The following is a 25118-nucleotide window of genomic DNA, read 5'->3' on the forward strand; positions in this document are numbered from 1 at the left end:
CAAAAGCAAGATAAAGCCTTGCATCAAGAAGGGAACTACGGTTCTCTTCTTTTTTATGGCCCTGCCATTAACTTATTAAATTCACAAACGATCTAAATTTGATGCTATGAAAGAGAACATTCCACCCTCGAAAGCAGTGAACGAGATGACACTTCGTGTGACGTCCGCCGACGGTACGAGGATCGCCTACGACCGGAAAGGCACTGGCCCGGCGGTGATCCTCGTCGGCGGCACCCTAGACGACGGCACTGAGAACGCGCCGCTGGCCCGGCTCCTTGCCAACCATTTCACGGTCTACAATTACGCACGACGCGGCCGGGCCGCCAGCGGCAATACACCGCCGTACGCCGTGGCGCGGGAGGTGGAAGACCTCGACGCGCTGATTGCGACAGCCGGCGGCTCAGCTCACGTGTACGGCGCCTCATCTGGCGGCGCCCTCGCGCTGGAGGCAGCAGCGGCAGGTTCGGCTATCGACAAGATCGCGGTGTGGGATGTGCCGTACGTGATCGGAGACGACCTGTGGCCGAGGTTCAACCAGTACATCGCGGACACCCACGAGGCATACAAAGCCGGCCGGGACGAGGAGCTCCTGGAACTGTTCATGAGACTTACCGGCGGACCCGACGCGGACATCGCGGCTGGCAAACAGCACCCGCTCTGGGCCTCGTCCGTCGCGCTCGCCCACACGCTCGTCAAGGACGCCATGGTCCTCAATGGCTACAAGATCCCCACGAACCGACTTGCCCGCATCACTCAGTCGGTCCTGGTGACCATCGAGGGTCCGATCACCGAGCCCCAGATGGCAGCCCTCCCGACCGACTTCTTCGACCGCGCCGCGAAAGCGATAACCGCTGCCATCCCCCAGACCGAACGACACACGCTCGACGGGCAGGGACACGTCGTCGCCCCCGAAGTCATGGCCCGTGTACTGAAGACGTTCTTCAACGAGTAAGGGGAATATGTACTTCACAAACCCGGTCTGATATGATCGGAGCATGTTCGACCCGCCCAAATAGGCCGCACCGTTCTTGGCGGCAATCTTTAACGGCGAAGGCTTCAGCAAAAGAGGCTGCCCTTTTGAGACAGCCTCTTTATCATTTGGCTTATCGCTTCTTTTTTCTCCCTCCTGCCAATTTGTATTTGATGGGCTGGACAAACATCGACTTCACAGCTTTGCCCCGGGTCTGGCCGGGAATCCAGTTGGGCATGGCGGCAACGGTGCGCTGAGCTTCCGCGTCGCAGTCGGGCGAGATGCCTTTGATGACTTTGGCGTTCGTCACGGCGCCGTTCTTGTCGACGATAAAGCTAACGAACACGGAACCTTCGACGCCCATTCTCCTGGCCGACGCGGGATAACGCAACGTGGACGAAACAAAACGCCCCAGTGCGCTCAGCCCTCCCTTGAATTCCGCAGGTCGTTCAATACGTAAATAAATGGTATCGCCTGTACTCACATGCACGTTGTAGGTCGACAAGGAAACCGAGTCCTGAACATCTTCAAATTGATTGAATTCATCGGTGCTCTTTACTTTGAGAATGCCATTGCCCTCTGGCGACAATTCGTCTTGCCCCGTGGGGGAATAGCTGTGAATGATGATTTCCTTTTTAGCGCGGTAGCGTGTTTCTCTTTTCAGCTTGCCGTCTTCGTAGTAAGTTTTATAATCCCCGGCCACCTCATTGTCGACGTAGTATCGTTCAGATTCCACATTGCCGTTTTCGTAGTAGTTGGTGCGTTTTCCTTCATATCGGATAGCGGGCGAAATGCTGCTGCACGCGGCAACCATTTGCAGTTTTCCTGAAATGAAATAATCGCGCACAATAAATTTGCTCCGCCCCCCCTCTTCGACGGTGCGGTAATATTTGGCAATGGATTGGTCGCCGGTGGGCATCCAGTTGCTATCAAAATAGAGGGTGATCTTTTCTTTGTTTTGAGCGGTTGCCGACAGGGCCAGTGCGAATGCACTGAAAAGAAAAATGATTGGTTTCATGGCGTACAAAAAGGTTTAGGCTAATGCGTCGAAAGACGGTCGCCCAAAACTATAAAAAATCCGATGCCGAAACAGCATCGTTTGATTTTTTTAAAATCAACCTCACTCCCCCGCCCACAAAATCGCATTCCTTACCAGCATCCCGTAATTCGCATCGCTGCACAACGAAGCATCATGACCTATCGCAATATAAACCACCCGATGATAATGCTCATTCGTCCAGATAATGGGATGATCGCCCATAGGCTTATTTTGCTTATAGGTCGACTCATCTGCGGTCGCCAAAACGTGCACGTTCGACCGCGGGCTTTTATTGAATTCATACCACTCGTCGGGAACCTCGAATCGCTCGGGCAAATTTCGCGTCACCGGATGTTTGCGATCTTCCACGACCACCGTTCCTTTTTGGAAAGCGGGATGGGGTGAGTAGATCACGCCGCCCATAAGGTCTTCGAACCATTGCCAATAGCGCGCGCCAGGCTTCAGAAAATCTTTCCCCGTCAATCCTGCGGCGTGCAAGCCCACCCAACCCTTGCCCTGGCGGATGAATCTTTCCATGGCGTCCTGTTGGTCGCGCGTCATGTCGAAGGGTGCCAGCTGCACCTGTACGATCACCTGGTATTGTGCCAGATTGGCGTCATTGAGCAGGCTGGTGTCGGCCGTAATATCAATAGCAAAATTATTCTTGGCCGCCAACGCTTCAAGAAAGGGTTTGGCGGCAGTCATCATCTTGTTGTGGTCGGGATGACCCGACAGCATGGCGAGCACGCGGAAGGCAGGCTTTGCAGCAGCGCTGACGACGAGGCCCATGACAAAGCAGGATAACACGAGGTGTTTCAACGCAGCGTTCATGTGGGATGAGGTTATTTTTGCGAAGCCCATGCGATGGCGTTGCTAAACAGGGTCTTATAGTCTTTGCTGTTGAACAATACCGGGTCGTGTCCCATAAAAATGTAAACATTCCGGGCTTTCACTTTGGTATTGGTCCACACAATGGGATGGTCGCCCATCTTCACGTCGCTGTTGGGCGCGTAGGTAGACTCGTCCACGCTGGCCAGCACGTGCACGTTGGGGCGTGGACTGGCATCGTAGGTGTAGAACTCTTCTTTTTCGATAAAGAATTTTGCGGGGATGTTTTTCATCACCGGATGCTTTTTATCTTCCACATTGGCCGTTGCCGATACGAAGGTGGCGATGTAGTTCTTAAAGCGGATGCTCCCCATGAACTGGTGGAACCAAGGCCACATGGCATAGCCGTCGAACTCCCCCAGCAATGTGGCATGATGAAACCCGATCCATCCCCCTCGCCCTTCGTTGATGTAGCGTTCGAACGACGCCTTCGCCGAATCGCTCCACATGTAAGGCGGATAGTTCAACTGGATAAACAATTGGTATTGTGACAAGAATGCATCATTTATCTTTTCCGCATTCTCGATGTGGTCGACGGTAAAGTTCTTTGTTTTGGCCTCGCCTTCCAGCCAGGCCAAAGCCGCATCTACATAGGGACGATGACGATCGCCCATTTCGGCCATCACAATAACTTTGAACTTTGGCGATTTATTCTTTTGAGCCCATGCCCGCGACAGGCTCATCATTAAAAACACACTGCACACACAAAGGAGATAGATTTTTTTCATAGGTCGGAAGTTGGACGTCTATTGCTATTTACAATAAAGTATAAACTTTTGCAGCAGTTTCTTTTGCGTGGTTTATTCTTGATGTGCCTACGTCAATTGCGATATGCTAGCGGCGAAGACGAGATGGCGACATCACGTGTTAGGTAAAAAGACATGCAGGGACAGACGTTAGCGTTTGGCATGACCTCGTGATGGTGACAGGAATGTTGTTGCAGTTCTGTGTCAGAACTGCTAAACTTGTCACACACCACAACCCAAGCCATTATGTTTCGTCTCGCTTCCCTGCTCATACTGATCTTTTTCGCCGCGACTGCTTCCGCCCAAACCGCCAGCAAGCCCTTTCGCATCGGGGTGGCTGGCCTCAACCACGGTCACGCCGGTGTGATCCTGAGCCGCGCCCACGACGGCGACATCGAAATTGTCGGCATCGCCGAACCCGATCGTGCCCTGGCCGAGCAATACCTGAAAAAATTCAACCTTCCCATCACGCTCTGGTACCCCACGCTTGCCGAGATGTTGGACAAGGCCAAACCCGAGGCCGTCACCGGCTTTAACAGTACATTCGATCACCTGGAAGTAGTGAAGGCCTGCGCGCCGCGAAAGATTCACGTCATGGTGGAAAAGCCGCTAGCCGTGAACAACGATCATGCGCGCCAGATCGCCGCACTGGCCGAACAACATAAGATCCATGTACTCGTCAACTACGAGACGACGTGGTATGGCAGCAACACCGACGTTAGCAGCCGGTTCATCACGGACCACCCCTTTGGTAAGATCCGGAAGGCAGTGGTGCACGATGGCCATCAGGGACCGAAAGAAATCCATTGTGGCCCCGAATTTTTGGCGTGGCTGACGGACCCCGTCAAAAACGGTGGTGGTGCCTTGATGGACTTTGGTTGCTATGGCGCCAACCTGCTCACCTGGCTGCACCAGGGCGCGCGTCCATTGGCTGTCGTGGCGGTGACCCAACAACTGAAACCCAATATCTATCCGAAAGTAGACGATGAGGCAACCATCGTGCTCACCTACCCCGACGGACAAGCCATCATTCAAGCCTCGTGGAACTGGCCTTTCGGCCGAAAGGACATGGAGATCTATGGCGAAACGGGCTATGTGCTGGCCGACAAGCAAGGCTCCCGCATACGCTCCGCCCAGGACAAGCCCGAAGAATATGTGAAAAGCCCGGAGCTGAAAAAGCCCTATAACGACCCGTTCGTTTACCTGGGTGCCGTGGTACGCGGTGAGATCACGGTAGGACCATCCGATCTGTCGTCGTTACAGAACAACCTGATCGTGGTGGAGATCCTGCAGGCCGCAAAGGAATCGGCGCAGCAGGGCAAAACCATCTATCTGAAGAAATAGATCGCCGTTGCTTTCTTTGGCGTTGCACGCTGCAAAGGGGAATCGTATATTCGGTTCGGCCGTACGCGAAAGCGAAAAGCTCTAACCAAAAAAAGAATACCATGATCTCCCGACGATCGTTTATGCAACGCGCTGCCGCCGGCATGGCAGGCCTGTCGTTTGCCGAAAGCGCCTTCTCCAACATTCTGGTGCCCCAGAAAAAAGAACGCCTGGGCGTGGCCCTGGTGGGCCTGGGATATTATAGCACCGATCTCCTGGCTCCCGCCCTCCAACTGACCCAGCATTGCTACCTGGCCGGGATCGTGACGGGCACGCCCTCCAAAGCCGAGGAATGGAAAAAGCAACACAACCTTCCCGACAAGAACATCTACTCCTACGACAACTTCGACACCGTGGCCAACAACCCCGACATCGATGTGATCTATGTGGTGCTGCCTCCGTCCATGCATGCCGAGTATAGCATTCGCGCCGCCAAGGCAGGCAAGCACGTGTGGTGTGAAAAACCAATGGCGGTTTCTGTCGCCGAATGTCAAAGCATGATCGATGCGTGTAACAAAAACAAAGTAAAGCTCGCCATCGGCTATCGCCTGCACCACGAGCCTAACACACAACAGATCATGAAATTTGCCAAGGAACAGACCTATGGCAAGGTGACAAAGGTGGAAGCGAAAGCGGGTTACTTCGATCCGCGGACCGATCATTGGAAGCAGAAGAAAAGCATGGGGGGTGGCGTCATGGGCGACATGGGCGTGTATCCCCTCAACGCCGCGCGCTACAGCACTGGGTTGGAGCCCATCGCTGTAACCGCGCAAGCCTCCACCACGCGACCGGAGATCTACAAGGAGGTGGAAGAGACGATGAACTTCCTGCTGGAATTTCCCGGCGGGGCCACGGCACAGTGCGAGGCCAGCTTTGGCAAAAGCATGAACGACTTGATGGTGACGTGTTCGAAAGGTTGGTATAAGCTATCGCCCTTCCAGGCGTATAGCGGTGTGAATGGAGTTACCAGTGATGGAAAGAAATTGAATGCCGTCATTCCCAACGAGCAAGCCAGGCAAATGGATGATGATGCGTTGGCGATTATGAATAACACTAAACTGTTGGCGCCGGGTGAGGAAGGGTTGAGAGATATTCGGGTGGTCGAGGCGGTGTATAGGTCGGTGGCGCAGAAGAAGCGTGTGATGATTTAACTCATCTTCGCTGACGCTCCCGCCTACGCTGAAGCTGCGGCGGGCAAGTCGGCGGGCAAGCAGAGAAATCAAAGGCCGAGGTGATCCATCTCGGCTTTTTCGTAGTCGCCGTCTTCGGCGGGATAGCGGAGTATGGTTTCGAATTTGCCGCTTTGTTTGGCGAGGGCCCAGATGAGGCTTTCGCCGGCAGGGATCTTCGTGGGTTGCGATTGGAAGATGGGATCTTCGAACGCTTTTTCGGCATCGATAATGTTCCAGCCTTTTTCTTTGAACATCTTGACCAGGTCGCCCAGGAACAAGGCGTTCACCAGGTTATGGTGAAGCAGCAGCGTGTGATGAATATGCCGGCCGGTGAGTTGAAAAGCGAGCTGTTCGTAGTACTGCGCCCGTGCGTATAAATGCTTTAGATAGAATTGACGAAAGCCCTCGAGGTTGGCCTTAGGGTCGGTTCTGAGCCGTTTTAACAAACGGCTATCGATATACCAATCCGAAGCATCGATGGTGACGCTCCCATTTCTGTACTGGTGTGCTCGCAGCAGATCGCGAAAGGCTTCGACTTTGGGCGCGGTGTCGCCTTCTTTCAGATAGGGAAACCGGAACATCCGGATGTACTGGCTGTAGCGTTGAATGATGGAATCGGTGCGCAAGAATTCGAGTTTGAATTTCTCGAAGGAAACGGACTTGCTGCCGTAGTTGAGGTGTGAGTAGGTATGATTTCCGATGCGATGACCGGCGTCGTTCCATTGGGTGAGCAAGTACGTTCCTTTTGCATCGGATTTGTTAAATCCCGTAACAAAGAACACCGTCTTTATCCCGGCATCGTTCAAATGTTTTAGCAACAAACCATTCCATTGTTCAAAAGGATATCCAGGCATGTCGTTGGTCACGCCATCGTCGAATGTGAAGCTGATGGTAGGTTGTGCATAGCTGGTGATGGCCAGAAACAGGAAGCAAAGCGTCGCGACGTGCTTGCCGATGCGGATACCTTTCAAGGATTCAAAATGGTTCATCAACAATGTTACGGATTACGACGAGACGTTACAAATAAAAGAAGCTGTCCTTTCGGGACAGCTTCTTTCGGGATGGTCGTATTCGCTAAACAGCAGGACGAATTTCAGCGGGGGCATTTGCTTTAGAGGCTTTCCGCCCACGGAAGAAAAGATAGAGGTTGAAAAATAACATCACGCCCAGGTAGATAGAGAACCCTCCGATCTTCTTGCTAAGGATCTCAACGACCTGTTGACTGGATGCCACTTCGGCATAGATCTCCAGTATCCACAAGGCAAATCCCACATTCAACAGATAGAATCCCACTTCAAAAAGCTTGTTGGTGGCCATGGCGATCTCTGTTTTTCCGCGGAAGATATCCAACATGAAAACGCGGCTGTTTTTGAAAAGCGTGTGCGCGACATACCACGTTAATAAGAGGGTCACGGGCAGATAGATCAGGTAAGCGGTGAGGACATAAGACGTGTTCATAAGATCAGGATTTATGTGAAGGATGGAATTTGTTCCAGAGTACGACGGCGGTGATGTTGAAATAATGCATGACACTGAGCACGATCATGATCCGGCCCACGGAAATCGAAAGGGACACGATCAGATCACTCACCGTTTCGACGGGCGATCGCAGGGTGAGTACGGCGAAGACGTAACCGAGATTGACGAGATAGTAGCCGGTGAGGAGTAATCGATTCACCGAATCGGTAATGGCCGCTTCTCCCAGCATCGTCAACAAGAACGGTCGCCCGTTTCGGAATAAGACCCTGCCTACGTACACCGTGATGTACCCGGCGATCAATAGATGGAGGAAAAGAACCAGGGTTTTCATTGTTATGTAACTTTCAGTAATTTCTGAAAGTACTATATTTAACGACTACCCCGCGAAAAGGTTGACAAGGCCTTTGCATTTTTTCTATAAAATAAAAAAGCCGTCTCAATCCTGAGACGGCTTTCTTTCCGGATGGATTTCCAGATCTAAATGGTCGGCCTGAGCTTATATCCTTTCGTAGGGATATTGAACCCTGCCGACAAAATGTATTGCGCGGAGAAGAAGCTGTGTTGGGCTCTTCCATATCCGTAGAGCTTGGCGTCGGTATAGTTGGCCCACGATCCCTTCACACCAAACTGCAGGAAAAGATAGCGGAAGACATCATAGCGCAGGGCAGCACCTACACCGATCACGTAGCCCGACAACCGGAAAGGTCCGTCGTTGTGCATGCCCATGATGTAGGAGTCGGTCTTGGGAACAAGCCCGCCGCCACCCAGGCGGAAGTTGGCGCTCAGCACGTGGTTCTCATCGCGGGAGTGCACGATCTGCATGCGCTTCAGCAAACTGATCATGAGATAGTTGTTGCCGTTGGTGTGTTCGAAGTGAACAAAGTTGGGCGTCACTAGCGTATCCTGATCAAAATGTCTTTCGTTGATCTCGCCCGTGAGGTGCATGGTCTGGTTGTCGTTCACCACATACTTGAGGTGATTCCAGCAGATCTCTATGCCCAAATCATGTTTGTCGTTGAAGAAGTAGCCGCCGCTGAGCACGTATTGAGGCACCGTGAGCGGGGTGTGGAAGAAGTGATCCCAATCGGGCTTGTCGCTTGCCTTGGCGTTGTGCAAGGTAAAGTCGTAGTCGCCTGTCTTGTGATCTTCGAAGTGGATGGTGCTTCTGGAATAAGAATCGCGGTGGTAGCCCCACTCAAAGAAGAACTCGCCTTTCAGCTTTTTCTTTTTTTCACCGGATCCATCATTTTGAGCCTGTAGCGATTGCGTAGCCAAAACGCCCAGGAGAGAAAGGAAGTAAACAAGCCGCATAGATAAAAATTTATTTCAACTAATGCGGTGCGAAATAATGGAATAAAACGATCAGAACTGTGGGTTACATGATTTTTATTTCGCCGCTAACCTGACCTCTATCTTACGTTGGCGCGAATTACCCGTTTTCGGCTTAAACAATCGGTTGAAATGCAACGGTGGTGCAATCGGTTCGTTTGCGTGTAGCCTTAAAAATACCTTAAAGGTATACCGTTGCATTTTGGTGAAAAGATCACCTGAAAACATTTTTGATTTTCCACCAGATGTTCCGTGGTGACTATCTTCTCGTGATGACCAACCATGACACTCCAGAAATTCATCGGTCTAACCGGTACGTGTTCAAAGCTTGCGAACGCGAATAGCGAAAGCTCTTGCCGGATTGGCCACAAAGATCTTATCGATCTCCGCCACGGTAAAGCCATTCGCTTTTAAAGCGGGAATAAATTGCGTGAAGATGCAATTGTAATCTTTATAGTTGCCACCATTCGGCTCACCCACATTATACCACCCCGAGTCCTGCGACACAAGGACCTGGTCCAACAGCTTATGCGCTTTCATGACTTGCAAATTCTCCACGTTAGCCTTTACCGTATCGGGATTGACGCCGTCAAAGGCAACCCAGCTTTTGCTTCGGGCTGCCTCCAGGTGATAGGCCTTATCGGGCTCGTTTTGTGAATGGACCCAAATCCTGGCCTGCGGAGAAACACCCCGAGCTTTCAGAATGGCCAATTCTTCCTTAGCCGCCTCTCCGTTGCCCGTATGGATGGCGATGGTGAGCCCGGTGGCGAGGTGCGTCAGCGCGGCGCTGTCGACTACCTTACGTTGCGCTTCGGTTAGGGGCGCGTTGTCAACGCTGGTTTTGATGAACCCGGGCTTAATACCGGTGCCCTCAATGCCGTTCTTGAATTCGTCAATCCATCGCGCAGCAATCTGCTCACTGGTTTCGGTGTAGACCTGGGGTGGCAGGAACTTCTCTCCTACTGCACCATAGTAGCCTGTGTTCGTGATGAAGTTCAACCCCGTTGCCTCTGCCAGCCGCTTGAACAAAAGCACATCGCGTCCCAAATAAGCCGGTGAACAATCGATGAACGTGACACAGCCGCGTTGCTTCACATCTTTCAGAAACGGCAACGCGCGGGCAAACACTTCGTCGGCGTTGTAGCGATCGCGGCTGTATCCTTTGGCTCCAATGAAGTCGGCCAGCACGTGTTCGTGTTCCAGGGTAAACTTCATGTCGGCGGGGCGGATCGGGCCGGTCACGGTCATGACGATGTCGTCGGCGAGCAGCGAAGGGAACAGGAATATTCCCGCAGCGGCAGTTGTTTTTTGGAGAAAGGTTTTTCGGTTCATCATTTTAAAGCCAAGGACGAACAATAAAGTGGCTCGTCACAGATCATAGTTTTTTTCACCACGATCGCACGCGCTCTTGTCCGTAAAGGGTTGGCTGCGTTGTTTATGAGTTCAAGAAAATCCAATCCAAGGACTAATTCAAACCCTTTAGACAAAAGGCGCAGTTTGCCGGACAGATACCCGGGTGGAGTTCCTTATTGGCGGCTAGACGCAATTCCGTTACTTTTGTCAGGTGCGGCAATTTCATACGCATCCCGTAGGCAACAAAGAAATATTCGACTGATATGGACCTGGGAATTTTTAATGAATTTTGGGATGGCGTGCACCCTCACCATTTGCCTTTACTAAATCTTATTGACTCGGGAGCGTCCAACCAATGGAATTTGACGATCAGCCTCCAAAGACTTAATGCTATCGTAGAGAAGAATCCCGAACAATCGGTGCAGGAAGGAGTCATCGCCTTACTGGCATATCACGATTGGCGATCACACTTGGTTGCTTGCCTTGTGATCTTAAGACTACCCTCATCGGCAAGATCTATATTGCTCGACCATTTTTGGAAACGGCTCTCGCTCGGTTCCTGGGTATGTCCGCAAATACTGGTTGCACTCTCGCTTGTAGATCGAAATTTTGAAATGAAAGCGGAGAAAATTCTTCATGATGGATTAGCGATGTACGCGCAAAGTCTTTCAGTCACGGATGAACAAAAATCACAAGGCAGCAGCAGGGCCTCCACTCCTTCTGAAAGAAAAACCAAAGCCGCCATCGAATTCCTGCTAAAAAATACCCTCAACGACACTCCTGACAGTGATTCGGGGGGATTAATTGCCAGCCGTTGGAAAAAAAGGTTATTAAAACTGATGGAGTTGAAGAGCGTTGCCTTTTACGAGATCTTTATCTCTTGGTAAGAAATGCTTAAACATCGCTCCTGAAACCCCTTAGTTCGTCACAGCCTCTACTTTGAAATACGGACGCGTCTTATAATCACCTTTCACCAAGTTCACGTCGCAAAAGTAGATAACACCCTTGTCCAGGATAAACGGCTGCCCCTTTTCACCCGTCATTCTATAGTGTGCACCGTCAATAAAAAAGTGGTGATAAGGCACTTTGGAATCGTCCATCCATCCGGTGCTGGGGATACTGTTTTTCGCATACGTGAAGGCTACCGAAGGGTCGGTCGAAAAATACAGGTCGTTGTTCGCCGTGGCCACGCTGTCAATGCTGTTGTCGATAAAGGATTGCACCTCCTTGGGCAGGGCCTCGTACGTGGTGGTTTGAGTGCTCTTCTTGTCCAGGTCGACTACTTTTTCGCCGCAGGCGACCAATGTTATGGAGAGCGCGAAAAATAAATAGCCTGCCAGAGGGTGACGATGTTTGCTTGTGCTCATATTTTTTTGTGGTTTATCTGCGCATCCGCCAAAAAAGATCGAGGCGGTACGCCATAACACAAGATAATACCTTCTGGGCTATGGTCAAACTAATTCTCAGTGACGTCCTGCTTCCCGACAAAGTTGAGTCCACTGCCACCCAGTGATGCGTTAGCGATCCTGAACTGAATGTATTTGCCTATAAACCAATTAGTTACTGGCAATTATAACGGATTGAGAAATCGATTTTTTGACAGGTCAACTAGACGGCTGAAGCCGTTGTCCTTGTTAGAGGTGCTGGACAGCCTTTCTGAATCAGTCCAATCATGAGACGTTTCCCTTCCATAAACTCATGTCAACCGTTTAGTTTCGGCCGCGTCGTCCATCTAATTTTTGCGATCTTATACCCATGTTGGATTTCGTGTGATTTTCAAAAAATCCAGGCTCCAACCATCGTTATCAGCTTGATTTAGCATATTCTCGTCTGCCGACTGAATATAATTTCAAGTGCCTCCAGCAAGGTTTATGGGACTTTCGTTGCCGCGAGCGGATTATTACATATCCTCAACGTTTGGCTTACGCGCAGGTCTTCGTCTGTGATTCAAATCAAGCTATACTTGTAAATAAAACATTCCAAAAATGAACAAAACATTGCTAAAGTTTGGTGCTTTGATCGTGGCAGCCTCGGTATTCGTGGGCTGTAGCAAAGATGATGATGAAGTTAAAACGACCGAACCTGAATTCCCCACGGACTACAGCGAACTCTCGGTAGAACAAAACAAAACAAAACTGGAAGACAACGGCGTGTCGCTCGTAAATGCGGTGACGACGTTGAAAAATGCCAGCGGCATTCAAACGTCGATCGCATTCAGCAAGTATCTCGACGGCAGCACGCTCCCCGACAACATCGGCGGCCGTGTGGGCGACAACGGCGGCGTTCGCCTGCTTCAATTGTTGTCTTCGTTTGGCAATGGCCACTCGTCGGCTGCCAAAACATTGTCAGGTCTGCGCGTGGCAACCGATGGTTTCCAGTCGTTCCAAGCGGAATATGCTGACGTAGTAGGTGTGTATACCTACAGCAAAGCCAACGATACCTGGACATATGAAAAAACAGGTGATAAAATTGTCTTCAAGTTCCCTTCAACGGAAACCGGAACAACAAACAACGCTGAATACTCCGTTTACGGCCTCGAGACCGTGACCATCACAAGCGACCTGGGCGGCGATAATTACACCGGCGACTACCCGACGGCATTAAAGGCTGATCTGACCATCGACGGCGCGAAACACATGGGTTATAGCTTCTCGGCCAGCTACAATAGCAAGGGAGATCCCTCGGCTGTAGCCATCGCGTTGAGCATCGACAACTATACACTGGCCTACGAGGTGTCTAACAGCACTACCGATGCCAAATTCGATTACTCGCTGAAAGACGGCGACAAGCTGCTCTTCGGATATGGTGTGCGCGCATCGGGTAACTTCTCTTCTACGGCTGTTGAAGGAAGCCAGAATGCCGGCGACGTGGTGACCAGCGCTACCGCTTACTTCCAGATCATGAACATCAAGTTCTCGGGCGAAGTGAACGCCAACACACTGGCCGACGCCCTGGAAGCTGCCACTACCATCGAACAGCGACTGGCGGCATGGAACGCCAACTACAAACTGATCGTGTTCTACGACGATTCGAAACAGAAGATCGCCGAGAGCGAGTTCTACATTGCCGACGAAGAGTATACCGAAACGGAATGGTCCTACAATCCGAATACGGACCAGTGGGAAGCCACAGAAGTTAAGAAGACCAAAAAGGCTCTCGAAGTACGTCTGGTATTTGCCGACGGCACCAAGTCTGACCTGGCCACTTACACCGACACCGGCTTCGACGACATCAAGGATTCTTGGGATAAGTTTGTCGAAGATATCGGCAATGACTAATTGACATAACGTAGTATCTAAAGCAAAAAGAGGTTGCCTTGCAGGCAGCCTCTTTTTTTTGCGTTCATTTTTAGTCATTAGTGATGTGAAAGTATATCCGCCTCCAAATATGCTCGCTACTTAAGATGGTGCAATATTTTCGTGCCACTTGCAGCCGGCTAATGGCTTGTTAGCCATTCACGAAACATTCGCGGTAAGCGCCTGGGCTTCCTTGAGAAAAACCACACAAGCTTTCAGGAATGGATGGTGAATGCGGGCAGTTGCCGCTACGAGGAGAGATCGAAGAAGGGCCTCAATAAAAACTTTCTACTTTATATTAATGGCGTAGAACGACACGCCATAGCCTCCCCACACACCCAACGCATCATCGCCGTCGATGTTTGAGATGATCTCATTACCGGAAGATGAAAACGGGTTGCCCACTACATAGAGTTCCCGTTCCACGGTGCGCCAGAAATCGAAGTGGGCTCTGTCCATCGAGCAAAGTTTGACCCGCACACTGTCGCCACGCTTGAAATAGAGGTCGTCGATGACGTTGGTGAAATTCTCAGGCCCGCGAAGGATCGTAAACGTGAACTGCTGGCCGTTGAAATATTGATCGCCCACGGCCGACAGGTAAACCGGGATAAACCGGTTGTCCTTGTTGAGGCGTTGCGTGAATACACGGTAATAGTTGGCTTCCTCGGCGTTGTCGGTAAGCTGGCCATACACATAGCCCAGTGAATCTTTACCCGGCGCCAGTTCGAACCAGAGTTTATCAAATTTGGCTGGCGGCGGAATGGTGGTCGATGCGGTGTAACGCTTGCCTTTCACTTCCACAGTTAGAGAGTACGTCTTTCCGACCTCCCCCTTCAACGACGTACCCTGATAGACGTACGGAGGAAAGAAATCGTCGTCGCGTTTTAGGGTAAGAATTTCCTCGGTTTCGCCGTCGCTCACAGTGACCTTTGCGGTGGATACGATCAGGTCGCGGATGTTGGCGGAATCGATGTTCATGAAATAGGAAGCACTGTTGCTGAGCACCACACGGGGAAAGCCCCCGCTTTCGATGGAGCCGTCGATCACCAACTTGGGTTCGTAGGCGGTTTGGTCCAACGAGGGTTCCGGCACACAGGCCAGGAGCAGTACAGCGGGTATGATCAAAAGAACAAGTCTATCCATGGCTCAGAACTTTACGCGGTAAGTGAAGGCTGGAATGATGGGGAAAAGCGATACCTGCTTGATGCTGGTGTGCAGTTCGAGGTTTTCCAGGTTGCCCTCGGTTTCGAAATAGATATAATAGGGATTCTTGCGACTGTACACATTGTAGATGGAAAAGATCCAGTACGATTCCCAGCGCGCGCTCTTGTGCGCCGCATAGGTCACGGCCAGGTCGAGCCGGTGATAGGCCGGCATACGAAACGAGTTCCGTGCACCATACTCGTTGATCACATTTCCCTGGATCACATACCGGGCCACCGGCAGGTTCAAAGCATTCCCTGTTCCATAGACAAACACACACGAGAAGGTCCACCGGGGAGAATATTCATAGTTGCCCAGCACGGAAAGATCGTGCAGCCGGTCGTACTTGGCAGCAAAGGGCTTGCCGTTGTTCAGTGCTTCGAATTGGCGCGTTGTCCGCGAAAGTGTATACGACACCTGGCCGTTCAGGCGCCCCTTCGGCTTTTTGATGGAGAACTCGCTGCCATACGAGGTGCCGCGGCCGAACACAAAGTTGTCGTCGAAGTTGTAGCCCTTGCTGTAGCCGATCACCACGCCTTCGCGGTATTCGATCTGCCGTTGCATGGCTTTGTAATAAAGCACCACCGAGGTCTCGATCCGGTTGTCACTGAAATTGCGGAAGTAGCCGGCCGAAAATTGATGGGCTGTCTGCGGCTTGATCACGGCAGAGCTGGGCACCCAAATATCCAACGGCAGCGACACCGACGACAGCGGTGCCATGTGCATGTACTGGACCGTCTTATCATACGAAACTTTGACCGACGACGCCGGCGTCAGACTATACCGCAAGGACGCACGCGGCTCGATGTTGCCGTAGTTCTGGATGCGTTTGTGCTTGCTGTACGTGATCGTGTCCAGGATCTGAAAGTTGTCGTCTTCGATGTAGCGCGTGAACGGACCAAGCTGACTGTAGCCCGAAAACCGGATGCCCACGCTTAGTTCGGCACGCTCGCTTAGCGTGATCTTGTCATTGAAGTACAGCGCCGCCTCGTCGGCCTTGAGTTTCAGGGGCGGGCCCACATTGAGCGAGACATCATCACTCGAAGCGCTCACGTTGTTGGGCCTCAGGGCGTGGCGGGTATAGGTGAGTCCCCACGCCAGGTCGTGTTTGTTCTTTTGGAGACCGAACTGATACGTAAAGCCGACGTCGCTGATGTCGGAAACAATATCGAACGTATACGAACTGATGTCGGCGCCAAAGCCCATATCATAGCCGGAAGCTTGCACAGACAACTCCGTAAAAAGACGTTCCCCGGTATGTTGCCACGCCACGGACGCAGTTTTGTTTTTCCAGGTGATCGCATTCGAAAAACTGGAACTCGTGTTGTAGTTAAAATCGTCGGCACCATAGTAGGTTCGTATGCTGAGGCGGTCTCGCGGCGAAAGGCGGTAGTCGAAGTTTACGTTGAGGTCGTAAAAATAATAATCGATATTCCGTTTCAGCAGCCCGAGTTCGTGCAGGCCACGGGCAAAGAGATCGACATAGGTGCGGCGGGCGGCGACAAGAAACGACCCTTTGTTTTTCTTCACCGGCCCTTCCACCAAAGCCGTTGCCGCCACCAGACCGATGCTCCCCTCACCTTTCAATTCCTGGTCGTTACCGCTTCGCGTCGACACTCTGGTGATGCACGATAACCGGCCGCCGTAATACGAAGGTATACCCCCCTTGTACATATCCAACCCCTGAACGGCAGTGCCGTTAAAGATGGAGAAGAATCCAAACAGGTGGCTGGGGTTGTATACGGTGGAATGATCCAGCAACATCAGGTTCTGATCTACTGCGCCACCGCGTACATAAAAACCCGTGCTCCCCTCACCCGAGGTTTGCACCCCCGGCATCAGTTGCAGGATTCGGATGGGATCTACCTCGCCCAACAAATAGGGCAATTTTTCAATGTCTTTTCGCTGCAGGGAGATGAGGCCTGTTTCGGTTTGGGTCACGGCTTCATCGGCAGCCTTTTCCGCCACGATCACTTCGGAGAGGGTCGTGCTCTCGGAGGTTAGTTTTATGCTGAGCGTTTGGGAGGTCTGTGCATTTACAACAACGGTGTCGCGTTTATACCCAACAAATGAAAACACCACCTGGTAACGTCCTGGAGGAACAGCAAGCTGGAAAAATCCGGTCGTATCGGTGGCCGCTCCTTTGTTCAGGGTTGGAATGAAGAGTGTACATCCCGGAAGGGGCGAGCCCGTGGTGGCGTCGTGAACGTAGCCGGAAAGCATATTGTCTTGCGCCCGGGCCAATATGGCCAGCGACAATAGCACCAAGGTGAACGCTACTTTTCGAGAGGGAGAACGCACTTTTTTGAGAACCGGGTCTAAAACAAGATTCAAATATACTGGCAAGACCTCACCCGCAGGCTCCAATTTCAGCCACAATATTACATCTGTCCAACTAATCCGGCAGGCGCCAGCCTGGGAGCAAACAAATGCCCCACTTGTTGAGCCTAATAGCGGAATGCCGTTACTGCGGGAACCAATTAACGGGATTGAAGGTGTCTCGTTACAAGGAAGAACTCACTTGTCAAAACGCGAATAAAGGTTTATCAGAAATGGACATTACCACAACAGCTAATCGTTACGTTGTTTTAACGTCGTGTAAAACCAATAGTGGCAAATGTGTATGCGAAGCCATCTCCCGGGTGTAGTGCTTTTGGATGAGGTGCCCCGAATCGCGTGCGATCATCGCGATCAATCCGGTGTCCCTGTGCTCGTTGAGATAAAAATTGATCCCCGCCATCACATCCCGGCTGAAGACCGTAGCGCGATCGCTTTCAATCTCGGGGTTGAAAATGGAAAGCAGGGCGCTGCGCTCCATTCTTTTCAAATAGTCGAGGTCAGTATTCTTTGGCCGGACACTCACCACCCTCACTTTTGGCTCGATGATTAACAAGGCTATTTCCTTAAGAATGAGGAGCGAATCTTCGTCTTCCAAGGCGTCGAGATCAGTGGCCAAAACAATCCTGTTCTTCCCTTTCATCATAAAATTCTCAAATCTCGCTACTTCCGGAATGACGAGCACCGGCAGCTTCGTTTTTGCGATTACGTTCACGGTGTTGCTGCCGATTAAAATTCTTTTTAGTCCGCTTGCCCCTTTCGTGCCCATGACAATCACATCGGGTTGCTGGACATCTGTGATTTCCTGAAGGGCGTCGACAAGACTCCCCTGCCCCACCGACGATCCGCAATGTAAGCTGGAGCCGAAAGACTTTTGCAACCCGAGCGCTACTGCCTCAAGTTTGCTCTTCGCTTCCGCCTCATCCTCATCTTGCGCAATCACATGAACCATTTGGAGATGCGCGGATGCTCTTTTGGCCATTTCAGCTGCGAATGCCAAAGCGTTCGTTGATACATCAGAGAAATCGACGGGGGCGACAATAGTTTTCATATCATTTCGATTTCATTAACAAGGTGGATCCAAAATGACCCGGTATACTTTTACGGGTAGTAAGAAAGAGACTATTTCAATTCGTCACCCACACCGCATTGAAGCATCAATAGTCTGGAGATTATAACCTGTTCGTTAATCGGGTTGGGCGCCGGCATGTGTTTGGCTAATTCTAAGCTACGAAGAAAACCGCGCCGGGCAATGCAATTATGACTTTGTCCAACGGATAAGAAGATTCGGAGTAGGTGAACCACGGTATTCCGTGAGGCAAGCTTCACCTCCGGGTAACCGGTGATCTTGTGGATTTATGCTTTCTGATGACGGGGAGAACATTCATTGATCAAACCCACTGCCATTTCCTCACTGACTTGTAAATGCCACTCATTTTTGGGCATCACAGCGATTACAGGCCCCATTTTGCATCGGTCAGTGCAGCCGGTTTTGATCACCTGGACCTGTCGTTTAAGGTGACGGTGCTTCACCTCGCCCTTCAGCTGCTTATACAATTGCTTTCCGCCCGACTTTTTACATTTGCTTCCACAGCAAACATAAAACACGCATTCAGGTGAGCGGGAGAAATGCTTCATCGTTTTTGATTTAAAAACGCAAGGTAGCGATTTAACCTTACTTCGATCCGGGAGCAGGTGGTTTGGTTTTAAAAGGAATGGATGGTGGAAACCGGACTAAAAATAAAAAAGGCTGTCATCGAACATGAACAGCCTTTCTCAATATTCCGTTATGGAGATCAGTCTTTTTTCTTGAGATCGTGGATCTCGCGGTCAATGTCGAATATGGCATCCTTCGCATTCATCTGATCGAAAATCTCGATGCAGCGGCGTGCCTGTCTCTCCTCTTCAAATTGTTCGTCGAGGTACCACTGTACGAACCGCGCCGTCTGGTAGTCGCGCGCTTTCTGGCAATGCTCAGTGATCTTGTTGAAGTTCTCGGTGATCTGGATCTCCTGGTCCAGCGCCATCACCAGGGCCGAGCGGAGGTCGGTAAAGTTGCGCTCGATATTGCTCACTTCCGGCGAGATGGCCAACGCGCCGGCATGCGTGATGTAATGAAAGATCTTCATCATATGTTCGCGCTCTTCATCGGCCTGTTTTCTAAAAAACTCACCGCATCCGCGGAGACTTTGGGCATAACACCAGGCCGACATGGAGAGGTACAGGGCTGACGAATGGGCTTCGACGGCCATCTGTTGATTGAGCATCTCCAGGACACTCTCCTGAAGGGATGTTTTCTGACGAAGTATAGATGTTGTACTCATGTTTCAGGTTTGATTTGTTGAATAGAAAAGGGTCTACTACCTGACAAAGATATTTTGCTGGGGCGCAACCTTCCAACTAAACGGGGATCAACCTTGGTAATTTAGAAGAAGTCTAGTTCAACTCAGATAACGTGAGCGTAGACTGGGGAAAGATGGAGCTCCGGATCAGGAGGTCCTGCAACTTCAATTCGTACATCATTTGGCCGTATAAAGTTCTCAGCCTGGCAAAGTCACGGAGGCTAAGGACAACAGCGTTACCCTTGCCCGAAAGCGGTACATTCACCTTGTCGCTAGCATTGGAAAGGTCCTTGAGGTAAGCTTCGATGTCGGTTCCGACCATGGACGAATACGTGAGCAGAAATTCACAGGTTGACTGCTGAATGGCCTGATCGCCAATCACCAGCGTGAAAGAATTTCCGGAGTGGTTAAGCGAAAGCGGAAGAACTTGTGTAAGGAGCTCCAACTGGTCGAATTTTGATGCACAAAAATACGTCGGGATCGCTGGATATCAAAGGTTAATTAGAAAAATTCTAAATAATGTAAACGAAGAAAAATTATGGCAGCCCCAGACTCCTCAAAAACCGCCTAATTTCCTATAAAAACGCAGTTTTTCGTCCCTTTCTGAATTTAATGTGACGCGAAAGTGATACAGATTTCGCCCAAGCCCGTGATCCCAATCATTTCGCACCTGGCGACAAGAAGCTCTCCGGAGTACAAGGATTTCAGCGGGGCCCCTCAAGATGGGGTTCGGAATGGCGATAGACGCAAAGGGCTGATCTACGAATCAAAAATCGAAACGGCGCGTACGTCGCCAGGAAAATCGCACAACTTCATACCTACACGCTAGCTTCCGTCAATGGAATAACATTTTAATCTTCTCTTGTCGCAAAAACCCCTTCTAATGTCGTCTCCTCCCCCGGTAATGTGGCTTTTTGCTAGTGACATTTATGTCGTCCTAACACTGATGTACAATGGGAAAAATTATCGTCATCTCAGACATTACACTCGACTGCTACTGTGGTGGTTTGAAAGACCAGGAGCGGCAAAATTTTAACGCATCCTACACATGAGGTCTAAAATCAAAACTATTCTGCAGGCAGTTTTAGTTCTATTATTTTTTGAATCATGTACACCACAAAACTCAAACATGAAAGAGACGCCATCATTTCTCTCTGTGCTTCATGCACACCTCAAAGCGATAGAGGAAAAGGACCTTGAAAAATTTGAACCAACGGTTGCCGAAAATGTGAGCACTATCGACCCTAACGGAATAAAAACGGATGGAAAAAAAGCGTTTCTGGATTTTCATAAAAACTGGTTTGCTCAATCCAATTGGGAACGCAAAGACACGATTTTGACAACATCAGTAACGGATTCCATAGGCTATTCCGTCATTCAGTATCAATACATTCAAAAGGATGAATCGGGCAACATCCTGATTCAAGTCCATGCATACCAGATTTTAATATTTGAAAATTTAGATGCTGGCTGGCAGCTCGTATACGATCAAAACACGGGGATTCAGGAATTCAACAAAGGAATCGACACTCAGCGTTAAGATGGTAGCACAACTTCTGTGAACCTTTCTAACGCATTACATAACCGAAAAAAAGAAAAAGGCAGCTGCATTCGATGTAACTGCCTGATTATCTGATCCCCCTGTCGGAATCGAACCAATGCCACTAACCCCTTTAAAAAACGTCCCAAAGCCATTTTTATGATTTTAAACTCAGCAATACACATTATTGCTGAGTTTGGAGTTTTTCAACATCCTTTATTTGGTATGAGATAGATCACGTTGCCCGAAACAGATAAATTGAAGCCATAATTTTCTGTAGTAGGAAGTAATAGTTGTTGCCATGTTTTGCCCATGTCGGATGACCGGAATATACCATCTGAGCGACCACATAGTAAATATTTACCCATTTGTTTGATTGATGAAATCTCCGGTGAAGATTGAAGTAACCCTATTTTTTTCATGAATAAACTACTCCAGGAAGGCTGAAGATCTTCACCTATGGCTTTCCAGGTTTTTCCATTATCCATTGAAATGTGTAGGCTGTTTGTTTGGGTTACTATGTTGTTTACTATAGCAGCAAATCCTCCATCAATACGTTCCACAGCGATGCCAACACCCCCTTCATTGATCACAAGATCCCAGTTTTGACCATCGTCGGTGGATCTTAATATTCCCTCTTTGGAGGCAGCCAACAGTACACCGTTTGACTCTACCAATTTCATTCCCCAGCCCCCAACATGCACTTGCTTCCAGGTTTCCCCATTGTTCGTCGATCTAAAAAGGCTGTTGCTGGAAACGATGAAAACTGTGCCTCCGGCAGTTTCGAAAATGGTGCGTACAAATTTTTCTTTATAATGCGTGTACATCCAATCTATCGTTCCGTTTAGGCGTACGGCTTGCTCTTGAAAATTCTTGTACACGGGCGACCAGTTACTCGTTCCGTTTACTTTTTGTAAAAATTGGCCCCTGAAATTATAGGCAAATATCCCATTCTTGCCAGGGGCAATGTTCGCCTGTTTACCAGGGAAGATCTCTTTTGTCCAAAAAGAAGTTGTGGAATTTGGTTCACTGTGATAAACCCCATTTCCAGCACGTAAATAGAGCCCACGGTCATTTGCAAAGAACCCATCTCTCCGTACACCTTCTCTCTGCAAATTTTCAGGCAGCCCTTTGCTAATATCCTGCCAGGTTTGTCCGCCATCAGTAGATTTGAAAATGATGTTGCCAATCCCCGATGACTTGCCCTCTTTTATTGGTTTCTTTCTTGCTTCCTTTTCTTTTAGCACAAAAGAATTTAGTAGAAATAATACCAGGAGGATAGCCGGAGTAAACACAAATACTTTTTTCATTTTTTTAATCTTTTTATCTTCCAACAAACCTACAAGTCTTTGTGCTCGGCTTTGTAAAGCGCTTGTAAAAAGATGTAAACGAGATGTAAAAGTTACTTGGATAGCAAAATGTGAATGCTGAATACTGAATCTTTGCCAGTAATGATTGTTCACATAGACCTATGTGCCATTAGAGAGAATAGCGCGACATTATAAATAACAGGACCCTATATCAAGGCTTGTTGATGATGTGGCCAAGCTCCGGCAAAAGATTCAGGAGCATATTAATACAACGACTAGTGTGGATAAGTATAAAACGTTGTTTGACATTAGTAATCGACTCGCTCAGGAAATTAATATCGATGGAGTGGATGATAACAAAGATGATGAGGCAGAATGGCGTCGAAGAAAACTTAAATCCGACTTCGCAAAGCTTTTCGACGAGCGTGATAAATGGTCTCCTTTCAAACGCAAAGGAAGAGATGCCCTGCATCCTGATGAGTATTCATGATTATTTGAATCGGTAGCGCGCTGCGTTTGCGAAATTATCAACTGACCATTGTTGCGACCCACGAACGGAGCCAAAAGAAAAAGGCAGTCACATCGATGTAACTGCCTGATTATCTGAGCCCCCTGTCGGAATCGAACCAACGACCTACTGATTACAAGTCAGTTGCTCTACCTGCTGAGCTAAGGAGGCTTTTTTCTTTTGCTCTCTACTGATTACAAATCAGTTTCCGCCTGCTGGCGGATGAGCTAAGGAGCCAAAATGGAGGTGCAAAAATAGAGTAAGAATGCGTTTTCGCAAATACTTGTCCCAAATTACTTCAACATTTTTCGGGTTTTTTAAAGGCTCCAAGGCCCTTTTGAGGCGTTAGACGGTTTTGAGGAGTTTTAACTGCTCTTTCAGTTGCTTCAGATGGTCAGAAGCCTCGCGGATCTTGTCGTTGAATTCATCCTTGAATTTGTCGGCGTTTTTGGAGCGGCCGAAGAATTCAAGGTTGTTTTTCCAGAGCGCGATGTCGTTTTCCACTTTGCTGATCTTCTTACGGATGACCTGTTCTTTTTGGAAGATCTTGCGTTCGGCCATGGGGTCGCTGCGCAGCTCGTTCAGTTGATTTTCGAGCGTGATCTTTCCTTTCTCGTCTTCGGTGATGCCGGGGATGGAATTGATGAAACGCTCCACCGCTTCATGATAGCGCGTGCGGATGGCATTGATGTCTTTCTTGGGCACGAAGCCGATCGAATTGAACTTGGCTTGCAGTTCCAACAAGATGTCTTCCGTGCCGGTGTGGGCTGAAGCATGGGCCTCCAGGTCGGAGCACACATCTTCTTTGAGACGCAGGTTTTCGGCTTGTTCGCTCTCCACTTTACCGTGTTGCGTGCGGCGTTGTTCGAAGAAGTGGTCGCAGGCATCTTTGAATTCCTTGAACACCTTTTCGCGGAATTTCTCGGGGACGGGTCCCACGTCTTTCCATTTTTGCTGAAGGTTCTTCAACTCATTCGACGTGCGTTCCCAGTCGTTGCTTTCTTTCAGCTCGATCGCTTTCTTCACCAGGTCGTTCTTGAGCTGCAGATTTTGTTCGCGCTCTTCGTCCAGTTTTTTGAAGAATACATTTTTGTTATTGAAAAAGGTCTTGAAGGCCGACCAGAATTTCTTGTTCACTTCCTTCGCCTTTGCCCGCGGAAGCCCGCCGATGACCTCCCAGCGTTTTTGCAGCTCCAGGATCTCTTTCGTTTTTTGATTCCATTCCTTGATGCGGTCGGAATTAAAGTCGATGAATTGCTGCACTTCGTCACTCAACGAAGCTTTGCCTCCCAGGTTCACTTGCAGCTCTTGCTGGAGGTTCTGCAGGTAGGCATCCCGTTTGGCGTATACGGCATCGGACGCGGCTTTGAAGCGTTGCCACACGGCTTCCTTATCTTCTTTGGGCACGGGGCCCAGGTGTTTAAACTCATGGTGCAATTCGTTGAGTTCGCGGATGGCATCCTTGATGATCTCGACGTCGGCCAGCTTTTCGGCGCGCACGCACAATTCGATCTTGGCCTCGAGGTTTTTACGGCGATCGAGTTCTTTCAGCTCGAAGTAGATGCTTTGGTTGTCATAGAAACGATCCAGCAGCGCGTGATAGTTGGCCCAAAGCGTTTTGGCTTGTGGTCCGGGCACGGCGCCGATCGCCTTCCACTCCCGTTGCAACGTCTTGAAGCTGTCGAACTGGTCGGAGGTATCTTGTGAGTCGGAAAGCACGCGGAGCTTTTCGAGGATCTCCTGTTTCTTTTGGAGATTGTCGAGCTTCTGTTCTTCCTGTTGTTTGAAGTATTGAGCGCGCCGGTCGCGGATCAACTTGAAGTTGGCGTCGAACACATTGTCACTCTCGTCGCCTTTGTAGTCGAAGTCTTCTTCCGTCCCACCCCCTGCGGTAAATTTCAACAGGGCTTCAGCTCTTTCCTTGTCGCGGATCTCGTCATAGAGCGGTTTGATCTCGCGCAGGATGTTGTCTACCTTTTTAAAGTTGGCGTCTTTGGCCAGGTCTTTAATGAGGTCGGCAAATTGCTGCTTGGTATAGTGACTATAGTCCACATGTTCGTGGACTTCATCTTCGTGGTGTTCGTCATGATGCTCGTCGCGGTCGGAAAGATCAATTTCAGACTGTAAGGTGTGACCATGGTTTGTCACCACTTCCGTGGGATGCCCCTGCTCTTGCTCTTCGGTTTTTTCTCTTTCCATTTCCATAGTCGGTTCGGTGTGCTA

Annotated in this window: 23 protein-coding genes and 1 tRNA gene; 7 read left to right on the forward strand and 17 right to left on the reverse strand. The window is 49.9% G+C overall.

Translation table 11 applies throughout. The features are described from left to right. The first annotated feature begins 106 nt into the window (after window positions 1-106). The gene (locus D4L85_RS25775; protein WP_221408651.1) at window positions 107-952 is read left to right on the forward strand and encodes an alpha/beta fold hydrolase; all 846 of its coding nucleotides are present in this window, start codon (window positions 107-109) and stop codon (window positions 950-952) included. Window positions 953-1103: 151 nt separating this feature from the next. Here D4L85_RS25775 and D4L85_RS25780 read toward each other — a convergent pair whose 3' ends face one another. The 3 genes from D4L85_RS25780 to D4L85_RS25790 all read right to left on the reverse strand — a co-directional run bounded on the left by D4L85_RS25780 (window position 1104) and on the right by D4L85_RS25790 (window position 3625). Then, window positions 1104-1988: an energy transducer TonB gene (locus D4L85_RS25780; protein ID WP_119757008.1), complete on the reverse strand. Its 885-nt coding sequence runs from the start codon at window positions 1986-1988 to the stop codon at window positions 1104-1106. 102 nt (window positions 1989-2090) lie between these two features. After that, the gene (locus D4L85_RS25785; RefSeq protein ID WP_160144005.1) at window positions 2091-2840 is read right to left on the reverse strand and encodes a ThuA domain-containing protein; all 750 of its coding nucleotides are present in this window, start codon (window positions 2838-2840) and stop codon (window positions 2091-2093) included. An 11-nt stretch (window positions 2841-2851) separates the two neighbouring features. After that, the gene (locus D4L85_RS25790; RefSeq protein WP_119757010.1) at window positions 2852-3625 is read right to left on the reverse strand and encodes a ThuA domain-containing protein; all 774 of its coding nucleotides are present in this window, start codon (window positions 3623-3625) and stop codon (window positions 2852-2854) included. Window positions 3626-3889: 264 nt separating this feature from the next. Between D4L85_RS25790 and D4L85_RS25795 the strand changes: the two genes are divergently transcribed. Both D4L85_RS25795 and D4L85_RS25800 read left to right on the forward strand, forming a co-directional pair. Continuing rightward, window positions 3890-4987, forward strand: coding sequence for a Gfo/Idh/MocA family protein (locus D4L85_RS25795; protein WP_119757011.1), 1098 nt, complete (start codon window positions 3890-3892; stop codon window positions 4985-4987). Window positions 4988-5088: 101 nt separating this feature from the next. Continuing rightward, a complete protein-coding gene (locus D4L85_RS25800; protein WP_119757012.1) occupies window positions 5089-6177 on the forward strand; it encodes a Gfo/Idh/MocA family protein in 1089 nt (362 codons plus the stop codon). A 68-nt stretch (window positions 6178-6245) separates the two neighbouring features. Here the strand turns inward: D4L85_RS25800 and D4L85_RS25805 are convergent, their stop codons facing one another. The 5 genes from D4L85_RS25805 to D4L85_RS25825 form a co-directional block, all read right to left on the reverse strand. Then, a complete protein-coding gene (locus D4L85_RS25805; RefSeq protein WP_119757013.1) occupies window positions 6246-7187 on the reverse strand; it encodes a polysaccharide deacetylase family protein in 942 nt (313 codons plus the stop codon). An 85-nt stretch (window positions 7188-7272) separates the two neighbouring features. Continuing rightward, a complete protein-coding gene (locus tag D4L85_RS25810; RefSeq protein ID WP_119757014.1) occupies window positions 7273-7656 on the reverse strand; it encodes a hypothetical protein in 384 nt (127 codons plus the stop codon). A 4-nt stretch (window positions 7657-7660) separates the two neighbouring features. Beyond that, window positions 7661-8008 (reverse strand): hypothetical protein, encoded by a 348-nt coding sequence (locus D4L85_RS25815; RefSeq protein WP_119757015.1) that lies wholly within the window; start codon window positions 8006-8008, stop codon window positions 7661-7663. Window positions 8009-8154: 146 nt separating this feature from the next. Then, window positions 8155-8988: a hypothetical protein gene (locus tag D4L85_RS25820; protein ID WP_228450631.1), complete on the reverse strand. Its 834-nt coding sequence runs from the start codon at window positions 8986-8988 to the stop codon at window positions 8155-8157. 339 nt (window positions 8989-9327) lie between these two features. Then, window positions 9328-10341, reverse strand: coding sequence for a phosphotriesterase family protein (locus D4L85_RS25825; protein ID WP_119757016.1), 1014 nt, complete (start codon window positions 10339-10341; stop codon window positions 9328-9330). A 281-nt stretch (window positions 10342-10622) separates the two neighbouring features. On the opposite strand from D4L85_RS25825, the gene D4L85_RS25830 reads away from it, so the two are divergent. Further along, window positions 10623-11246: a hypothetical protein gene (locus D4L85_RS25830; RefSeq protein ID WP_119757017.1), complete on the forward strand. Its 624-nt coding sequence runs from the start codon at window positions 10623-10625 to the stop codon at window positions 11244-11246. Window positions 11247-11276: 30 nt separating this feature from the next. Here the strand turns inward: D4L85_RS25830 and D4L85_RS25835 are convergent, their stop codons facing one another. Continuing rightward, window positions 11277-11726, reverse strand: a complete 450-nt coding sequence (locus tag D4L85_RS25835) for a hypothetical protein (protein WP_160144006.1) — start codon at window positions 11724-11726, stop codon at window positions 11277-11279. A 618-nt stretch (window positions 11727-12344) separates the two neighbouring features. On the opposite strand from D4L85_RS25835, the gene D4L85_RS25845 reads away from it, so the two are divergent. Next, window positions 12345-13637, forward strand: a complete 1293-nt coding sequence (locus D4L85_RS25845; protein WP_119757020.1) for a hypothetical protein — start codon at window positions 12345-12347, stop codon at window positions 13635-13637. 306 nt (window positions 13638-13943) lie between these two features. Here the strand turns inward: D4L85_RS25845 and D4L85_RS25850 are convergent, their stop codons facing one another. The 5 genes from D4L85_RS25850 to D4L85_RS25875 all read right to left on the reverse strand — a co-directional run bounded on the left by D4L85_RS25850 (window position 13944) and on the right by D4L85_RS25875 (window position 19982). Beyond that, window positions 13944-14798, reverse strand: coding sequence for a DUF4249 domain-containing protein (locus D4L85_RS25850; protein ID WP_119757021.1), 855 nt, complete (start codon window positions 14796-14798; stop codon window positions 13944-13946). A 3-nt stretch (window positions 14799-14801) separates the two neighbouring features. Next, window positions 14802-17159, reverse strand: coding sequence for a TonB-dependent receptor (locus D4L85_RS25855; protein ID WP_160144007.1), 2358 nt, complete (start codon window positions 17157-17159; stop codon window positions 14802-14804). A 277-nt stretch (window positions 17160-17436) separates the two neighbouring features. After that, window positions 17437-18246, reverse strand: a complete 810-nt coding sequence (locus tag D4L85_RS25860; RefSeq protein WP_119757023.1) for a universal stress protein — start codon at window positions 18244-18246, stop codon at window positions 17437-17439. A 745-nt stretch (window positions 18247-18991) separates the two neighbouring features. Beyond that, window positions 18992-19519, reverse strand: coding sequence for a ferritin (locus D4L85_RS25870; RefSeq protein ID WP_119757025.1), 528 nt, complete (start codon window positions 19517-19519; stop codon window positions 18992-18994). Between the two features lie 112 nt (window positions 19520-19631). After that, window positions 19632-19982 (reverse strand): hypothetical protein, encoded by a 351-nt coding sequence (locus D4L85_RS25875; protein WP_119757026.1) that lies wholly within the window; start codon window positions 19980-19982, stop codon window positions 19632-19634. A gap of 603 nt (window positions 19983-20585) precedes the next feature. On the opposite strand from D4L85_RS25875, the gene D4L85_RS25880 reads away from it, so the two are divergent. Further along, complete coding sequence (locus D4L85_RS25880) at window positions 20586-21077, forward strand: YybH family protein (RefSeq protein ID WP_119757027.1); 492 nt, start codon at window positions 20586-20588, stop codon at window positions 21075-21077. Between the two features lie 206 nt (window positions 21078-21283). Here the strand turns inward: D4L85_RS25880 and D4L85_RS25885 are convergent, their stop codons facing one another. Beyond that, complete coding sequence (locus D4L85_RS25885; RefSeq protein ID WP_228450632.1) at window positions 21284-22540, reverse strand: WD40/YVTN/BNR-like repeat-containing protein; 1257 nt, start codon at window positions 22538-22540, stop codon at window positions 21284-21286. Between the two features lie 127 nt (window positions 22541-22667). Here D4L85_RS25885 and D4L85_RS25890 point away from each other — a divergent pair, with 127 nt between their 5' ends. Further along, on the forward strand, window positions 22668-22877 hold the full coding sequence (locus tag D4L85_RS25890; protein WP_160144008.1) for a hypothetical protein: 210 nt from the start codon (window positions 22668-22670) through the stop codon (window positions 22875-22877). A gap of 116 nt (window positions 22878-22993) precedes the next feature. Here the strand turns inward: D4L85_RS25890 and D4L85_RS25895 are convergent. Both D4L85_RS25895 and D4L85_RS25900 read right to left on the reverse strand, forming a co-directional pair. Continuing rightward, window positions 22994-23066: transfer RNA gene (locus D4L85_RS25895), tRNA-Thr, on the reverse strand. A 174-nt stretch (window positions 23067-23240) separates the two neighbouring features. Then, window positions 23241-25094 carry a DUF349 domain-containing protein gene (locus D4L85_RS25900; RefSeq protein WP_160144009.1) on the reverse strand — a complete coding sequence of 618 codons (1854 nt, stop codon included), beginning with the start codon at window positions 25092-25094 and terminating at the stop codon, window positions 23241-23243. Window positions 25095-25118 lie beyond the last annotated feature (24 nt).

The organism is Chryseolinea soli (assembly GCF_003589925.1).
Taxonomy (GTDB): domain Bacteria; phylum Bacteroidota; class Bacteroidia; order Cytophagales; family Cyclobacteriaceae; genus Chryseolinea; species Chryseolinea soli.

Bases quoted from the DNA above. Each gene is read 5' to 3' on its own strand.
- D4L85_RS25795 (WP_119757011.1), top strand. From the start codon at position 3,890: ATGTTTCGTCTCGCTTCCCTGCTCATACTGATCTTTTTCGCCGCGACT.
- D4L85_RS25815 (WP_119757015.1), bottom strand. From the start codon at position 8,008: ATGAAAACCCTGGTTCTTTTCCTCCATCTATTGATCGCCGGGTACATC.
- D4L85_RS25800 (WP_119757012.1), top strand. From the start codon at position 5,089: ATGATCTCCCGACGATCGTTTATGCAACGCGCTGCCGCCGGCATGGCA.
- D4L85_RS25810 (WP_119757014.1), bottom strand. From the start codon at position 7,656: ATGAACACGTCTTATGTCCTCACCGCTTACCTGATCTATCTGCCCGTG.
- D4L85_RS25775 (WP_221408651.1), top strand. From the start codon at position 107: ATGAAAGAGAACATTCCACCCTCGAAAGCAGTGAACGAGATGACACTT.
- D4L85_RS25820 (WP_228450631.1), bottom strand. From the start codon at position 8,988: ATGCGGCTTGTTTACTTCCTTTCTCTCCTGGGCGTTTTGGCTACGCAA.
- D4L85_RS25825 (WP_119757016.1), bottom strand. From the start codon at position 10,341: ATGATGAACCGAAAAACCTTTCTCCAAAAAACAACTGCCGCTGCGGGA.
- D4L85_RS25900 (WP_160144009.1), bottom strand. From the start codon at position 25,094: ATGGAAAGAGAAAAAACCGAAGAGCAAGAGCAGGGGCATCCCACGGAA.
- D4L85_RS25785 (WP_160144005.1), bottom strand. From the start codon at position 2,840: ATGAACGCTGCGTTGAAACACCTCGTGTTATCCTGCTTTGTCATGGGC.
- D4L85_RS25790 (WP_119757010.1), bottom strand. From the start codon at position 3,625: ATGAAAAAAATCTATCTCCTTTGTGTGTGCAGTGTGTTTTTAATGATG.
- D4L85_RS25835 (WP_160144006.1), bottom strand. From the start codon at position 11,726: ATGAGCACAAGCAAACATCGTCACCCTCTGGCAGGCTATTTATTTTTC.
- D4L85_RS25850 (WP_119757021.1), bottom strand. From the start codon at position 14,798: ATGGATAGACTTGTTCTTTTGATCATACCCGCTGTACTGCTCCTGGCC.
- D4L85_RS25830 (WP_119757017.1), top strand. From the start codon at position 10,623: ATGGACCTGGGAATTTTTAATGAATTTTGGGATGGCGTGCACCCTCAC.
- D4L85_RS25870 (WP_119757025.1), bottom strand. From the start codon at position 19,519: ATGAGTACAACATCTATACTTCGTCAGAAAACATCCCTTCAGGAGAGT.
- D4L85_RS25780 (WP_119757008.1), bottom strand. From the start codon at position 1,988: ATGAAACCAATCATTTTTCTTTTCAGTGCATTCGCACTGGCCCTGTCG.
- D4L85_RS25880 (WP_119757027.1), top strand. From the start codon at position 20,586: ATGAGGTCTAAAATCAAAACTATTCTGCAGGCAGTTTTAGTTCTATTA.
- D4L85_RS25805 (WP_119757013.1), bottom strand. From the start codon at position 7,187: ATGAACCATTTTGAATCCTTGAAAGGTATCCGCATCGGCAAGCACGTC.
- D4L85_RS25860 (WP_119757023.1), bottom strand. From the start codon at position 18,246: ATGAAAACTATTGTCGCCCCCGTCGATTTCTCTGATGTATCAACGAAC.
- D4L85_RS25845 (WP_119757020.1), top strand. From the start codon at position 12,345: ATGAACAAAACATTGCTAAAGTTTGGTGCTTTGATCGTGGCAGCCTCG.